The following is a 13,453-nucleotide window of genomic DNA, read 5'->3' on the forward strand; positions in this document are numbered from 1 at the left end:
TTGCCATCTGCCGAGGCCGGGCTGAACCGGACTCAACGCCGCGGACTCCTAAGTCATGGCGCAATGCAGCCCTCGCATCATCGAGGCGTGGTTGGTCGTTGCTCTAGGCTGCCGAGCGGAGCGGCGTCCCGCTTCACTAAACGTCCCGCCGGCTCAAATCGTCGCTCTCATTGAGACAACCGGCCGTTCGTAGCGCCAGTTCAAGTGCGCGTTGCTCGGTTGGCGTTACCGACGGCTGCGGCGGACGCACGGCGTCGCAAGCCAGCCGTCCGAGCAACTTCAGGCAAGCCTTGAGCCGCGCCGGCGCGCGTCCTCCCGGCGCGTCGCGATAGATTGCGGTGACCAATGGATAGAGCTTCTCGTGTATGGCTCGCGCCTCGCCCAAATCTCCAGCCAGGGCCGACCTCCAAAGGCCGACCACAAGCTCGGGCGCGACGGCCGCAAGGCTGACCTGGCTGCCCGCCGTTCCGATCACGTAGCTCGTCAGGAGATGCTCGTCTCCTGAACTGAGCACGGTGAAGTCCGGGCGGCGCTCGCGGACCAAACGCAGGTTGTGCTCATAAGCGGCAACTTCCCAGCTGCCTTCCTTGATCGCCACGAACCGGCGGTCCGCCACCAGTTGCTCCAAGAGCGGTCCCGCATAGGCCATGGCGCCTGAGCCAATGGGCGCAGCGTAAAGCATTAAGGGCACGGTCGTTGCATCGCGGACGCGGCGGTGATGCTCGATCACGCAGGTGTCGGCGTGCGGCAGCGCCCAGCTGTTGGGAGGAAACACCAGCAGCCCGTCAGCGCCCGCCCGCTCCAGGGCGGCCGCCTCCCGCGCTGCCTCCAGGCTCGACTCGTGATTGACCCCGGAGACGACAAGGCAATTCTTCGGAGCATGCTCGCGCGCGATCTCCATCACGCGCCGCTTCTCGGCCAAGGACAGCACGAAGTTCTCGCCGGCATGGCCGTTGACCAGCAGGCCATTGATACCCGGCACGGACGCCACTGAGGCGATGTGCGCCGCCAACGCCGGCTCATCGATCAGGAAATCGGATGTCATCGGCACGATCGTCGCGGCATGAATGCCGCGCAGGCGATCGCCGAATGATGGGGACGATTCAATCTCGCCAGACACCGCCGACCCGCGCGCTAGTGAATGATCTGGTCGAGGAACGTCCGCGCCCGCTCGGACTTCGGATGATGGAAGAACTCCTCCGGCGCGGCCTGCTCGACGATCTTTCCTTCGTTCATGAACACGATCCGGTCTGCGACTTCTCGGGCGAAACCCATCTCATGGGTCACGCACAACATGGTCATGCCCTCTTCCGCGAGCTTCTTCATGGTCTCCAGCACCTCCTTGACCATCTCGGGGTCGAGCGCGGAGGTCGGCTCGTCGAACAGCATGATCTTCGGCCGCATGCATAGCGCACGCGCGATGGCGACGCGCTGCTGCTGGCCGCCCGACAACTGCCCGGGAAACTTGTCGGCCTGTTCGGGGATCCGGACCTTGGTCAGGAAATGCATGGCGAGATCCTTCGCCTCCTCCTTCGTCATGCCATTCACGGTCATCGGCGCCAGGATGCAGTTCTCCAGCGTGGTCATGTGCGGAAACAGGTTGAAGCTCTGGAACACCATGCCGGTATCCCGCCGGATCGCATCGATGTTCTTCCGCTGGCGATCGAGCTCGGTGCCGTTGACGTAGATCAGGCCCTCGTCGTGCTTCTCGATGTGATTGATGCAGCGGATTAGGGTCGACTTGCCCGAGCCGGAGGGACCGCAGACCACGATCTTCTCGCCCTTGGCGACCTTGAGATCGATCTCGTTCAGCGCGGTGAAGTCGCCGTAATGCTTGTAAACGGCCTCCATGCGAACCGCCGGCACGTCGCGCAGCCGCGGCTGCACCATTTCACCCTCGATACCGGTTGCCATCGCTACGTTCTCCGGTGATGCGCTCATGCTCTGGCCTCGATGCTCGCCTGTGCAACCGGCGCCCTCGCCACAGTCCGCCTGGACTTCGCAGCGTTGGATCGACCAAAATGCTTCTCCAGCCGGCGCTGAACCGCGTCCCAGACCGAGGTGAGGATCAGGTAATAGGCAGTTGCGGCCGCATAGACTTCGAGGATCTGAAAGTGCTCCTGCATCAGCATGTCGCTTCGACGCATGAGCTCCTCGACCGAGATGACGGAGGCGAGCGAGGTCGCCTTCAGAAGCGAGTTGATGGAGTTGCCGAGCGGGGGGATCATCAGCCGAAACGCCTGCGGCAGGGTGATGCGCCGGAACGTCACCCAGGGCGACAGGCTCAAGGCCCATGCAGCTTCGCGCTGTCCGGCCGAGACGGCCATGAAACCGCTGCGCACGATTTCGGCGAGATAGGCCGCCTCGTTGAGGATCAGGCCAACGAGCGCGCAGGTGATGACACTGAACTTGATCCCCAACTGCGGCAAGCCGCTGTAGATCACCACCAGCTGGATCAGCAGCGGCGTGCCGCGGAAGAACCAGGTGTAGAACCGCGCCGCGCCTGATAGCACCCGGTTGGACGACATGCGCATCAACGCGATGCCCATGCCGAGGATCAATCCGCCGATGACAGCCGCCACCGTCAAGCCGATGGTGACGAGCACACCCTTCATCAGGAAGTAGTTGAAGAAGTAGTTGACGGCGGCCGTCGGACTGAAATGGCTCATCGGCTCGTCTCCGTAGGTATCAGGCCGGACCTGGGCCGGCGATCGCAATCGGCTGATCCGCCGGCAGGCTGGTCAGGCCGAACTTGTCGAACAGCGCCTGGTAGCTGCCGTCGGCACGCATCGTGTTCAGCGCCTTGACGACCGCATCGACCACAGTCTTGTTGCGAAAACCAAGTGTGGTGCGCGCCGTGCCGAGCCCGCTCAGAACTTCCTTGACGCGGCCGCGGCCGACGAGATCGCGCGCCACGCTGTCGACGAGGAGCGCATTGTCCACTTGTCCGGCGAGCAGTGCGCTCACGACGTTGGTCGCCGTCGGGAATGTACGCATCTCGATGGCGGGGCCACCCTTCGCCACGTTCGCATCGCTGAGCTTCTTGAGCCAATTCATCTGGTAGGTGCTGACTTCGACGGCGGATGTTTTTCCGATCAGATCATTCTCGATAGCAATTTTTATGCCGCTGTCAGGCGCAACAACGACCGAAATGGCCTGAATGGAATAAGGCACCATGTACATCAGCTTCGAACGTTCCTCGGTCCAGAACATGCCGGTATCGATGCCATCGATGCGGCTCGCATTCATGGCCGGGATCATGGCCGGAAAATCCATCCGGACGAGTTCGACCGGAAGACACAACCGCTTGCCGAGTTCGGCGGCGAGTTCCACGTTGAGGCCCTGCAACTGGCCGTCCTTGTCGACGAATTGCTGCGGCGGATTGGTCGGGTTGATGGAGAGCTGCAATTTGCCGGGCGCAATCAGATTGTCGTCGGTGATCGCGGGCGTGCAGGCGGCATGCGCTGCCGCGGACGCGAGAACGAGTGCCGCAGCGGCACCCAAGCGAAGCAGTGTCGAGACCATGTGTTACCTCCAGTAAGACGCCAATGACCGATGCAGTTCCTCGCCCGGCTTTCCCCTCTACGTTTGTTGGATGCGGCCGGCCGGATCTTGCGACACGACAGGCAGCATCGACTTCAGTCCCCCTCAGGCCGGTCCCGACATCGGCTTGAGCTGGATGCGCATGAAGTTCTTCACGAGCGATTCGAACGGGCCGAAGCCCTTCACCTTCAGGAATTCCGGCGTCTCGAACGCCCAGCGTCCCGCAACTTCGTACATGGCGGCGTATTTCGGCCCGTCGCCGGCGGAGACGAAGCGTTTTGCCGACAGCCAGCCGGGACAGGCGAGCAGATCGGGAAAGTGCTTCTGCTCGTACCAGGCGTTGAACGCGGCTTCGTGCTCGGGATCGATGTCGACCCGCACGATGTGGATGAAGGCTTCGTCGGCCATGGGTTCGCCCCTCACGCCAGACGAATATCGCCGGTCGCGCGCGCCGCACCGACCGTCGTTGCAATGGCGTCGCACAGCGCAGGCAGGACCGGCAGCAGCGGTGGTCGCGGATCGGCGTTGCCGATCAGGCCGAGCGCCTTGAGGCCGACCTTCATGCGCGTGTGCATGTCCATGATCGGCGCCGGCCCGTAGATCGTGCCGACGATCGGATAGAGCCGCTCGTTGACCGCGCGCATCGCCTTGAGATCGTCGGCGAGCGCTGCCTGCCACAGCGCGATGAACAGATCCGGCGCGAGGCTGACGAGACCGGACAGAATGCCGTCGCCGCCGACGGCAAGCTGCGGCAGGAACCAGTTGAAGTTGGACGGCAGGACCGCGACCGACGGATCGGCCTGCTTCACCGCCCGCCGGTTCTCGTCATAGGCGAAGATGGTATCGCTACCTTCCTTGATGGCGATGACACGGTCGAGCGCTGCGATTTCCGCCAGCGTTTGCGGCGAGTAGCCGAAGCCGGACGCCAGCGGATACTGGAATATCGACACCGGAATCCCGATGGCCGAACTGACCGCCCGTACGAAAGCCACCGGCGCGCGCGAGGTGACCGATGCACCGCCGCCAAGCGGCGCCGGTGGGAACAATACCGCGCAGTCCGCGCCGGCAGCCTCGGCGAGCTGCGCCTGATGGATCGCTTCCGCAGTGGAATGCGCAATGATGCCGGCCAGCAGCGGCTTGCCCCCGATATGCCTGCGTGTCCGCTCGATCACTGCCTGGCGCTCGTCGTCCGAGAGCGACCCGCCCTCGCCAGCATGTCCGTTGACGAACACGGCCGCGATTCCGTCCCGGCAGGCGCAATAGTCGAGCACACGGGCATAGCCGTCCCAGTCGATCGCGCTGTCGTCCTTGAAGGGCAGCACGGTCGCGGCCGTGACGCCGCGCAGGTCCGGTTTCTTCATCAGCTCGCTCATGACGGTTTGCGCCGGGGAAATTTCAGGCTCGCGCGCGCCTTCAGCACTTCGAGGCCGTTCTCGTTGCGGGCGCTCGCCTCCCAGATGATGGTCCGGGTCTCGTCGTGCTGCTCGGCGATCCAGACGTCGAAGGTGAGCGTGTCGCCATAGAACACCGGACCGGTAAACCAGAAGCGATCCTCCACCGACACGCCGATCGTGCCGACCAGCTCGCTGGTGAGGATGCTGGTGCAGAGGCCCGCGACCATGATCCCTGGTGCCAACCGGCGACCGAAACGCGTGGCGCCTGCATAGACCTCGTCGACGTGGACGGGACCGAAGTCGCCGGTGGCGGCGATGTAGAGCGCACCGTCCGCCTCGGTGATGGTTTTGCTCAGGCTCACCCTGTCGTCCACCTTCAGCTCATCGAAGGATTTCGGCTCATACATGGCTCAGCCCTTCGCGAACGGAACGAGCGTCGCGGTGCCATCAACCACGATCACGCCGGACGATGACAACGTGCAGGTGACGCGGCAGGTCGCTTCTTCGCCAGCAACCGAGACGATCTCGGCCTTCGCCTCGACGGTGTCGCCGACGATCACGGGGGCGGAGAAGTTCAGCGCGATGCTGCCGATCCGCCGCGTGGGCCCGCCGAGCTGGCTGAGGCAGGTGGTGGCGAGGCCGCCGACCGCGAGCTCGAAGGCGACCATGTTGGCTGCGCCCGCCTTCCTGGCGCGGACGGCATCTACATAGAGACCGCCAAGATTGCCGCTGATGCCGGTGAACATCGCCTGTTCGGCCACGGTCATGGTCTTGCGGAACGCAAAGGCGGCGCCGGGCTTGAGAAGGGAGTGAGACATCGAGTGGTCCTAAAGCTGCAAGCCGTTCTTGATCGTGCTGCGCGCGACCAGCATGCGGTGAATTTCTGACGTGCCGTCATAAATGCGGGTGACCCGGGCATCGCGATACATGCGCTCCAGCGGCAGGTCCTTGCTGAAACCCATGCCGCCGAACACCTGGATGGCGCGGTCGACCACGCGTCCCTGCATCTCGGACGCTGCAACCTTGATCATCGAGACCTTGTCGCGCGGATCATGTCCCTGGTCGATCTCCCAGGCGGCATTCATCACCATCATCTTGACGCCGAAAATCTCGGTGGCGGAATCGGCGATGAGCTTCTGCACCATCTGGAAGTCGCCGATCGCCTGGCCGAACTGGCGCCGCTCGGCGGCATGTCTGCGCATCATCTCGAGCGCCCGCTGCGCCATGCCCACGGCGCGCGCACCGATATGCGCGAGGCGGATCTGGAGCACGCTCTGCATGATCAGCTTGAAACCGGCACCGACTTCGCCGAGCACGGCATCCCTGGGGATGCGGCAGTCCTCGAAGGTGAGCTCGGCATGGCCATAGCCGCGATGGCCCATCATCGGCTGGGTCCGCGCAACCCTGAAGCCCGGCGTGCCGCGGTCGACCAGGAACAGCGTGATGCCGCCGCGCGCCCGCTTCTCCTTGTCGGTCAGCGCCATCACGATCACGTAGTCGGCAATGTCGCCGTCGCTGATGAAATGCTTGGTTCCGTTGAGGACCCACTCGTCGCCGTCGAGATGAGCGCTCGTGCTGATCGATGCGGCGTCGGAGCCGGCGCCCGGCTCGGTGATCGCCATCGCGCAGATCTTGTCGCCCTTCACCGTCGGCAGCAGATAATGCCCGACCTGCTCGCCCTTGCAGGCCATCAGCATCGGATAGACCTGACCGAACACGCGGCGGATCAGGGCATCGGAGGTCTTGCCGAATTCTTCCTCGACGAGACAATGCTCGACGCAGGACAGCCCGCCGCCGCCGACGCCGGCCGGCATGTTCATCGCGTAGAGGCCGAGCTCCTGCGCCTTGGCTTTGGTGACCGCCAGTGCGTCGGCTGGCACCGTGGCCGTCCGCTCCACCTCGTCCTCGAACGGCTGCACCTCCGTCTCGACGAAGCGGCGGACGGTGTCGACCAGCAGGCGCGTATCCTCAGGGACCGAAAAATCGATCATCGCGCCACTCCCACCGCCTTGCCAGCGATCATCGCGTCAATGTCGGCGGCGCCGTAGCCGATCTCGCCGAGCACCTCGCGCGTTTGCGCGCCTAGCCGCTGCGGCACCAGCCGCACCTCCGGCGTCTGGCCGTCATAGCGCGCGGGATGCGCGACCATCCGGATCGGCACGCCGCCTGCACTCTCCGCAGTCTTGAACACGCCGAGATGGTTGAGTTGGGGATCGGTTTCGAGATCGCGATAGTCCTGCACCGGTGCGTGCCAGATCCGCGCCGCTTCGAGCGAGGGCAGCCAATCGGCCGTCGACTTCTGTTTCAGCCGGGCTGCAACGATCCGCGTGATCTCCTCACGCTTCGAAAAACTATCGGCCTCCCCGAACTGCTTCAACGCCTCGCAGTCGAGCGCCGCCGCGAGCGCCTTGGGCGCCGCCATGGAGATCGCGAGATGGCCGTCCGCCGTGGCGTGAATGCCGTAGGGGCCGGGGCTGAACCACGCCGCGATGCCGGCCGGGCCGCGCGGCGTCGGCGACGGCGCGCCGTTCAGCCATGCCGTCAACGGCTCGACCTGGAGATCGAGGGCGGCCTGATACAGGTTGACCTCGACGAGTTGCCCCTTGCCGGTCTTCGTCCTTGCGAACAGCGCGGCGAGAATGCTCATGGCATAGAGCGAGGCGGCGTGCTGGTCGACGATGACCGCGCCGACCGCCGTCGGCCCGCCATCGGCGCGCCCGGTTCGCATCGCTAGTCCCGACATCGCCTGAAGCAGCAGGTCCTGGCCGGGACGATCCTTGTACGGCCCATCCGATCCGAAGCCGGTTGCCACCGCATAGATCAGGCCGGGGTTGATCGCCTTGAGCGTATCGTAGCCGAGACCGAGCTTGGCCATGGTGCCCGGCCGGAAGTTCTCCATCACCACATGCACGGTCGCCACCAGCCTCTTCACCGCCGCGATGCCGTCGGGATGCTTGAGATCGACGGCAAGACTCCGCTTGTTGCGTCCTGTCGCCAGATGATTGACGCTGTCGCCCGCGACGAAATGGTTGGCGACCGCCCAGTTGCGCTGAAACGCCCCCTCGATCGGCTCGATCGCGATGACGTCGGCGCCGAGATCGGCGAGCGTCTGCGCGGCAAGCGGCCCTGCGAGATAATGATTGAAGCTGAGGATTTTGACGCCGTCGAGCAGGTTCATCCGTTCACACCCAATTCAAGCAGCCGCGATTGGCGCGCCGCGCCACGCCAGATCGAACGTCTTGACCAGGGCGCGGGCGGCAGCATCCTGCGCGGCAGGCAGCGGCAGCCGCGGCGGACGCGGATGGCCAACCGCAAAACCCATGTGGCCGAGCAGCGCCTTGCTGCCGGCGACATAGGCCTGGCCGCCGACGAATTCGATTACCGGCAGATATTTCAGATAGAGGTCGCGCGCCTGCTTGATCGCCCCCTCATCGGCGACGAGGCTGAAGATGCGCGCCATTGCCGACGGGACCACGTTGGAGGCCACCGCTACCCAGCCCTGCGCGCCCTCGACGAAAGATTCGAAACCGAGGATGCCGCCGAACACCGTCATCCTGTCGCCACAGAGACGGATGATGTCGCGCACGCGCGTCACCTCCAGCGTCGACTCCTTGATATAGAGACAATTGCCGATCTCGGCGAGGCGCGCCACGAGCGGCGGCTTGAGATCGACATTGGCCGTCGCCGGATTGTTGTAGACCATGATCGGCAGCGAGATCGCATCGGCAACCGTCTTGTAATGATGGACAAGCTCGTCGTCGGTCGGCGTCGAATAGAACGGCGGAATGATCATCACGCCGTCCGCGCCCAGCTTTTCGGCACGACGGCTGAGACGAACCACCTCGCGCGTATCCTCCGCGCCGGTGCCGATCAGCACGGGCACGCGCCCCGCGGCCTGGCCGATGACGACTTCCGCAACCAGCGTTTTCTCATCATCGTCGAGAGACAGGAACTCGCCGGTCGAGCCGAGCGGAATCAGCCCATGGATACCCTCGGCGATCTGCCAATCGACGAAGGCGCGCAACGCGGCGACATCGACATCGCCGGCCGGCGTGAACGGGGTAATCATGACGGTGTAGGTGCCGCGAAATATCTTCATCAGAGAGCTGCCGGGTGACCGGTTGAATTCCGGAAGCGGCGATGCTCTGCGGAATATCCGCAACATTCCTGCAATCGATTGCGCAACTGGCTCTGCATTGAGCACCACCATCCATTTTTTGGGCTTGATCCATGTAGAATTGGCCCATAACGTCTCTGCAATCGTTTGCAGTCTACCGGCAGGTTTGATGAGCGTCACGCTCAAAGATGTGGCACACGCGGCCCGCGTTTCAGTCAGCACCGCTTCCCGAGCGCTGACCGGGACGGGCCTGACCAGTGAGCGCACTCAGCAGCGCCTGACGCGCATTGCGCGCGAGCTCGGCTATCGGCCGAACCCGATCGCGCGAGGCTTGAAGACCGGGCAGTCGCGTCTCGTGGCGCTGCTGGTTCATAACCTCACCAACGCCTCGTTCCAGGTGATGGCCGAAGTCGTGCAGACGCGCCTGAAGACATTGGGTTACCAGATGCTTTTGTGCATCGGCGGCGACGATCCGCAGCAGGAGAGCGACACCCTCACCACGCTGGTCGATCATCGCATCGACGGGCTGATCGTCGTGCCCACGGGAAAGAACGGTGCGCAGCTCACGGCATTGGCGAAGGACGTTCCGATCGTCTGCCTCGTACGTCGCGATGATGCAACCGACCTCGAGACCGTGCTTTCCGACGATCCGCAAGGTGCCTATCTCGGCACGCGCCATTTGATCGAGCTCGGGCATCGGCGCATCGGGTTGATCGTCGGCCGCCAGGACACCACGTCGGGCCGCGAACGGCTGTCCGGCTATGTCCGCGCGCTGCGCGAAGCTGGCATCGCCACCGACGACGCATTGATTCATCCCGGCCATTTCGTCCCCGAGACCGGCGCGACGTGCTGCCGCAAACTGCTGGATCTCCCGCGTCCGCCCAGCGCGATCTTCGTCGCCAATCATGAGGCGACGCTTGGCGTGCTTCGCGTGACGGCGGAGCGGAACGTCGCGATCCCCGACGATCTCTCGCTGCTCTGCTATGAGGACATGCCGTGGTTCGAATGGCATCGCCCGGCAATCAGCATCGTCGACAACGGCGCGCGCGATCTCGCCAATCTCGCCGTCGACCGGCTGCTGCATCGCATGGATGCGAAGGGCAACGGCAATGATGGCGTCCGCGAATATCGCGTCGGCGCCCGGTTGGTGAAGCGCGATTCCTGCCGCCGGATCGAAGCGACGAAAGCTGCGCCGATTGCCGCCAGGTCCGTGAAACCCAAATCGTCTTCCTCAAAATCATCTGCGGTCAAAGCCGCGAAGGTCTGACTGATGCCCTATGTCGAAGTGCTCGCACCGCCCGTCCCGCCGCAGCGCAAGGCCGCGCTGGCGAGGTTGGTAACCGACGGCCTGATGTCGGCCTTCGGCGTTGGCGCGGAGACGGTCACGCTCTATTTCCTCCCGGTCTCGCCGGATGACTACGCCCATGCCGGCGCGATGGGACCCCAGGACGTAGGCCAGCGCATCCTGCTCAAGGTTCATGCGTTCCGCCGTAGCGAGGCCGAGCGCCGCGCCGCCGCCATCACCCTGACCCGCGGCGTGTGCAGCGCCTATGACGTTCCCGGCGACGACGTCGCGGTCTATTTCCTCGATCGCGACAAGAGCGAGGTTTCCCACAACGCCAAGCTCGCCAGCGACTAACGGGAGCCACAGGCCATGGATCGCTTCTATACCCAAGACCAGAAAGCCCTGCGCGAGACCGCCCGGCGCTTCGCGCAGACGGAAATTCTGCCGCGTGCGTCCGCGATCGATCGCGAAGATCGCTTCGACCGTGCGCTCTACAAGGGCATGGCCGATCTCGGCCTGTTCGGCATCTGCCTGCGCGAAGGCGCCGGCGGCGCCGGCCTCGATGCGGTCGCGGCATGCATCGCGATGGAGGAGCTGGCGCGCAGCTCCGGCGCCGTCGCCAATGCCTTCGCAATTCCCGTCGAGGCGGTGCTGTTCTTCGACCATCACGGCACCGACGCGCACAAGGCGCTGATCCCGCAAATCCTGAGCGGCGACATCATTCCCGCCACCGCCGTCTCCGAGCCCGACCACGGCTCCGATGTCGCGGGCATCCGCACCAATGCGGCGCGCGAGGGCAATGGCTGGCGGCTCAACGGCACCAAGGCCTGGGTGACGCTCGGCGGCGTCGCCGATCGCATCATGGTGTTCGCGCGCACCGGCGCGGACGCAGGCCATCGCGCCATCTCCTGCCTTCTGGTCGACGGCGCCCTGCCCGGCATCGCGCGCGGCAAGAACGAGGAGCTTCTCGGCATGCACGGCCTTGAAGACTGCCAGATCACCTTCTCCGACGTGCATCTCGCAGCGGACAGCCTGATGGGGCCGGAGAACCAGGCTTTCAAGATGGCGATGAGCAACTTCAATTTCAGCCGGCTGATGATGGCCTCGATGGCGCTCGGCATGGCGCAGGCCGCGTTCGAGGACGCCACCGCCTACGCAAAGGACCGCAAGCAGTTCGGCCAGGCGATCATCGGCTTCCAGGCGGTGCAGTTCATGCTCGCCGACATGTCGACCGACATCGCCGCCGCGCGCCTTCTGATCCATCATGCCGGCCGTCTCCATGATGCCGGCGAGCCGATCGCCAAGGAGGCGGCGCAGGCAAAGCTGTTCACGACCGACATGGCGATGAAGCACGTCTCCAATGCGCTGCAGATCCACGGCGGCAACGGCTATTCGCGCGAGTATCGCATCGAGCGGCTGTTCCGCGACGTGCGCCTCGCCCAGATCTACGAGGGCACCAACCAGATCCAGCGGCTCATCATCGCCCGCCAGGTCGAGAAGGAGGCCGCATGATGGGACGCGTGCAGTCATGCTGAGCATCATCACCGCGGCGCAGGCCGCTGGTCTCATCCGCGACGCCGACACGCTGATCGTCGGCGGCAATGGCGGCACCGGCGCCGCGGAGGCCGTCCTCGATGCGCTGGAGCAGCGCTTCCTCGGTGGCCACGGGCCGCACGGGCTGACGCTGATCAACATCACCGGCGTCGGCGCCGTGACCGAGAAGGGCCTGTGCCATCTCGCCCATGAAGGCCTCGTCGCGCGCGTGATCGGCGGCAATTTCGGCCTCCAGGTGCCGTTCATGCGCCTGGTCCGGGACGAGCTGATCGACGCCTACAATTTTCCGCAGGGCGTGATGAGCCAGCTCTGCCGCGCCATGGCGGCGAAACATCCGGGCGTGCTCACCCATGTCGGCCTCAACACCTACATGGACCCGCGTCAGGACGGCGGCCGCATGAATGCGCGCACCACGCAGCCGCTGGTCGACCTCCTCGAACTGCACGGCCAGTCGTGGCTGCTCTACCGCGTCCCCGCTCCACCTGATGTCGCCATCATCCGCGGCACCTCCGCCGATGAAGACGGCTATGTCAGCATGGAGCACGAAGGCACGACGCGCGAGGATCTCTCGATCGCGCAGGCCGTGCACAATGCCGGCGGCACCGTGATTTGCCAGGTGAAGCGGATCGTGAAGCGCGGCTCGATCCATCCGCAGATGGTCAAGATTCCCGGCTTCCTGATCGATCACGTCGTGCTCGAGCCCGACCAGATGCAGACCTACGGCACGGCCTACGACCCGGCCCGCTGCGGCGAGACGCGCGTGCCGGTCGCGATGATCGCGCCGGATCCGCTCACGAGCGGCGGGTGATCGCCCGCCGCGCCGCCTTCGAGCTGCGCCCGCGCGACGTGGTCAATCTCGGCGTCGGCATCTCGGCGATGATCCCCAACGTCGCGGCCGAGGAAGGCATCTCGGACCTGATCACGCTAACGGTTGAATCCGGCGTGGTCGGCGGCGTGCCGGGCCACGCCCGCGAGTTCGGCACCGCCATCAATCCGCGGGTCATTCTCGACCAGGCCTATCAGTTCGACTTCTACGACGGCGGCGGGCTGTCCTGCGCTTTCCTCTCCTTCGCCGAGGTCGACGAAGCGGGCAACGTCAACGTCACCCGCTTCGGCGACCGCCGCGACGGCTCGGGCGGTTTCATCGACATCACGCAGAACGCGCGACGGCTGATCTTCAGCGGCACCATGACCGGCGGCAAGTTCGACATCGGCGTCGAGAACGGCCGCCTCGCGATCCGGCGCGACGGCGCCTTCCGCAAGTTCGTGCCGCAGGTCGGCCAGATCAGCTTCAGTGCCGCGCTTGCCGCGCAACGCGGCCAGCAAGTGAGCTACGTGACCGAGCGTGCCGTGTTCGAGCTCGAGAACGGCAGCCTGACGCTGACCGAGATCGCGCCGGGGGTTCGTCTGGAAGAAGACATTCTGGCGCATATGGGCTTCCGGCCGCGCATCAGCCCGCAACTGAAGGATATGGACGCACGCATCTTCCGCTCCGGTCCGATGGGCATCGCACAGAGCTTCAAGGCCTTGCCGGCGCGGCCGCGCAAGGTTGCCTGAGGG

Annotated in this window: 16 protein-coding genes; 5 read left to right on the forward strand and 11 right to left on the reverse strand. The window is 64.9% G+C overall.

The annotated features are described in order from the left end of the window. Positions 1 to 136: 136 nt before the first annotated feature. The 11 genes from QCM77_RS01555 to dapA form a co-directional block, all read right to left on the reverse strand. Positions 137 to 1,120, reverse strand: a complete 984-nt coding sequence (locus tag QCM77_RS01555) for a dihydrodipicolinate synthase family protein (protein ID WP_279681591.1) — start codon at positions 1,118 to 1,120, stop codon at positions 137 to 139. A 14-nt stretch (positions 1,121 to 1,134) separates the two neighbouring features. After that, complete coding sequence (locus QCM77_RS01560) at positions 1,135 to 1,941, reverse strand: amino acid ABC transporter ATP-binding protein (protein ID WP_462804278.1); 807 nt, start codon at positions 1,939 to 1,941, stop codon at positions 1,135 to 1,137. Continuing rightward, a complete protein-coding gene (locus tag QCM77_RS01565) occupies positions 1,938 to 2,669 on the reverse strand; it encodes an amino acid ABC transporter permease (RefSeq protein ID WP_279681593.1) in 732 nt (243 codons plus the stop codon). Before QCM77_RS01565 ends, QCM77_RS01560 begins: the two co-directional genes overlap by 4 nt. 19 nt (positions 2,670 to 2,688) lie before the next feature. Further along, positions 2,689 to 3,525, reverse strand: coding sequence for an ABC transporter substrate-binding protein (locus tag QCM77_RS01570; RefSeq protein ID WP_279681595.1), 837 nt, complete (start codon positions 3,523 to 3,525; stop codon positions 2,689 to 2,691). 123 nt (positions 3,526 to 3,648) lie between these two features. Beyond that, on the reverse strand, positions 3,649 to 3,951 hold the full coding sequence (locus QCM77_RS01575) for a DUF4286 family protein (protein WP_279681597.1): 303 nt from the start codon (positions 3,949 to 3,951) through the stop codon (positions 3,649 to 3,651). 11 nt (positions 3,952 to 3,962) lie between these two features. Further along, positions 3,963 to 4,904 (reverse strand): dihydrodipicolinate synthase family protein, encoded by a 942-nt coding sequence (locus QCM77_RS01580; protein WP_279681599.1) that lies wholly within the window; start codon positions 4,902 to 4,904, stop codon positions 3,963 to 3,965. An 8-nt stretch (positions 4,905 to 4,912) separates the two neighbouring features. Then, positions 4,913 to 5,344, reverse strand: coding sequence for a MaoC/PaaZ C-terminal domain-containing protein (locus QCM77_RS01585; protein ID WP_279665793.1), 432 nt, complete (start codon positions 5,342 to 5,344; stop codon positions 4,913 to 4,915). Between the two features lie 3 nt (positions 5,345 to 5,347). Next, a complete protein-coding gene (locus QCM77_RS01590; RefSeq protein ID WP_279681601.1) occupies positions 5,348 to 5,755 on the reverse strand; it encodes a MaoC/PaaZ C-terminal domain-containing protein in 408 nt (135 codons plus the stop codon). A 9-nt stretch (positions 5,756 to 5,764) separates the two neighbouring features. Beyond that, positions 5,765 to 6,928: an acyl-CoA dehydrogenase family protein gene (locus tag QCM77_RS01595; protein WP_279681602.1), complete on the reverse strand. Its 1,164-nt coding sequence runs from the start codon at positions 6,926 to 6,928 to the stop codon at positions 5,765 to 5,767. Continuing rightward, positions 6,925 to 8,115: a CaiB/BaiF CoA transferase family protein gene (locus QCM77_RS01600; RefSeq protein ID WP_279681604.1), complete on the reverse strand. Its 1,191-nt coding sequence runs from the start codon at positions 8,113 to 8,115 to the stop codon at positions 6,925 to 6,927. The genes QCM77_RS01595 and QCM77_RS01600 overlap by 4 nt, the downstream gene beginning before the upstream one ends. 15 nt (positions 8,116 to 8,130) lie before the next feature. Next, positions 8,131 to 9,039, reverse strand: a complete 909-nt coding sequence (gene dapA / locus QCM77_RS01605; RefSeq protein ID WP_279681699.1) for a 4-hydroxy-tetrahydrodipicolinate synthase — start codon at positions 9,037 to 9,039, stop codon at positions 8,131 to 8,133. Positions 9,040 to 9,223: 184 nt separating this feature from the next. On the opposite strand from dapA, the gene QCM77_RS01610 reads away from it, so the two are divergent. Genes QCM77_RS01610 through QCM77_RS01630 form a run of 5 tightly spaced genes read left to right on the forward strand, consistent with a single transcriptional unit; the run spans position 9,224 to position 13,450 of the window. Next, complete coding sequence (locus QCM77_RS01610) at positions 9,224 to 10,321, forward strand: LacI family DNA-binding transcriptional regulator (protein WP_279681605.1); 1,098 nt, start codon at positions 9,224 to 9,226, stop codon at positions 10,319 to 10,321. 3 nt (positions 10,322 to 10,324) lie between these two features. Further along, a complete protein-coding gene (locus QCM77_RS01615) occupies positions 10,325 to 10,693 on the forward strand; it encodes a tautomerase family protein (protein WP_279665784.1) in 369 nt (122 codons plus the stop codon). Positions 10,694 to 10,708: 15 nt separating this feature from the next. After that, on the forward strand, positions 10,709 to 11,851 hold the full coding sequence (locus QCM77_RS01620) for an acyl-CoA dehydrogenase family protein (protein ID WP_279681606.1): 1,143 nt from the start codon (positions 10,709 to 10,711) through the stop codon (positions 11,849 to 11,851). A 16-nt stretch (positions 11,852 to 11,867) separates the two neighbouring features. After that, on the forward strand, positions 11,868 to 12,701 hold the full coding sequence (locus QCM77_RS01625) for a CoA-transferase (RefSeq protein ID WP_279681607.1): 834 nt from the start codon (positions 11,868 to 11,870) through the stop codon (positions 12,699 to 12,701). After that, positions 12,698 to 13,450, forward strand: a complete 753-nt coding sequence (locus QCM77_RS01630) for a hypothetical protein (RefSeq protein ID WP_279681609.1) — start codon at positions 12,698 to 12,700, stop codon at positions 13,448 to 13,450. Before QCM77_RS01625 ends, QCM77_RS01630 begins: the two co-directional genes overlap by 4 nt. The last annotated feature ends 3 nt before the right edge of the window (positions 13,451 to 13,453 follow it).

This window comes from Bradyrhizobium nivariense (genome assembly GCF_029846695.2).
Taxonomy (GTDB): Bacteria; Pseudomonadota; Alphaproteobacteria; order Rhizobiales; family Xanthobacteraceae; genus Bradyrhizobium.

Excerpts from the sequence above, each read along its gene's own strand:
- QCM77_RS01600 (WP_279681604.1), bottom strand. The coding sequence starts at position 8,115 with ATGAACCTGCTCGACGGCGTCAAAATCCTCAGCTTCAATCATTATCTC.
- QCM77_RS01610 (WP_279681605.1), top strand. The coding sequence starts at position 9,224 with ATGAGCGTCACGCTCAAAGATGTGGCACACGCGGCCCGCGTTTCAGTC.
- QCM77_RS01565 (WP_279681593.1), bottom strand. The coding sequence starts at position 2,669 with ATGAGCCATTTCAGTCCGACGGCCGCCGTCAACTACTTCTTCAACTAC.
- QCM77_RS01575 (WP_279681597.1), bottom strand. The coding sequence starts at position 3,951 with ATGGCCGACGAAGCCTTCATCCACATCGTGCGGGTCGACATCGATCCC.
- QCM77_RS01580 (WP_279681599.1), bottom strand. The coding sequence starts at position 4,904 with ATGAAGAAACCGGACCTGCGCGGCGTCACGGCCGCGACCGTGCTGCCC.
- QCM77_RS01625 (WP_279681607.1), top strand. The coding sequence starts at position 11,868 with ATGCTGAGCATCATCACCGCGGCGCAGGCCGCTGGTCTCATCCGCGAC.
- QCM77_RS01590 (WP_279681601.1), bottom strand. The coding sequence starts at position 5,755 with ATGTCTCACTCCCTTCTCAAGCCCGGCGCCGCCTTTGCGTTCCGCAAG.
- QCM77_RS01595 (WP_279681602.1), bottom strand. The coding sequence starts at position 6,928 with ATGATCGATTTTTCGGTCCCTGAGGATACGCGCCTGCTGGTCGACACC.
- QCM77_RS01620 (WP_279681606.1), top strand. The coding sequence starts at position 10,709 with ATGGATCGCTTCTATACCCAAGACCAGAAAGCCCTGCGCGAGACCGCC.
- QCM77_RS01585 (WP_279665793.1), bottom strand. The coding sequence starts at position 5,344 with ATGTATGAGCCGAAATCCTTCGATGAGCTGAAGGTGGACGACAGGGTG.
- QCM77_RS01560 (WP_462804278.1), bottom strand. The coding sequence starts at position 1,941 with ATGAGCGCATCACCGGAGAACGTAGCGATGGCAACCGGTATCGAGGGT.
- QCM77_RS01570 (WP_279681595.1), bottom strand. The coding sequence starts at position 3,525 with ATGGTCTCGACACTGCTTCGCTTGGGTGCCGCTGCGGCACTCGTTCTC.
- QCM77_RS01615 (WP_279665784.1), top strand. The coding sequence starts at position 10,325 with ATGCCCTATGTCGAAGTGCTCGCACCGCCCGTCCCGCCGCAGCGCAAG.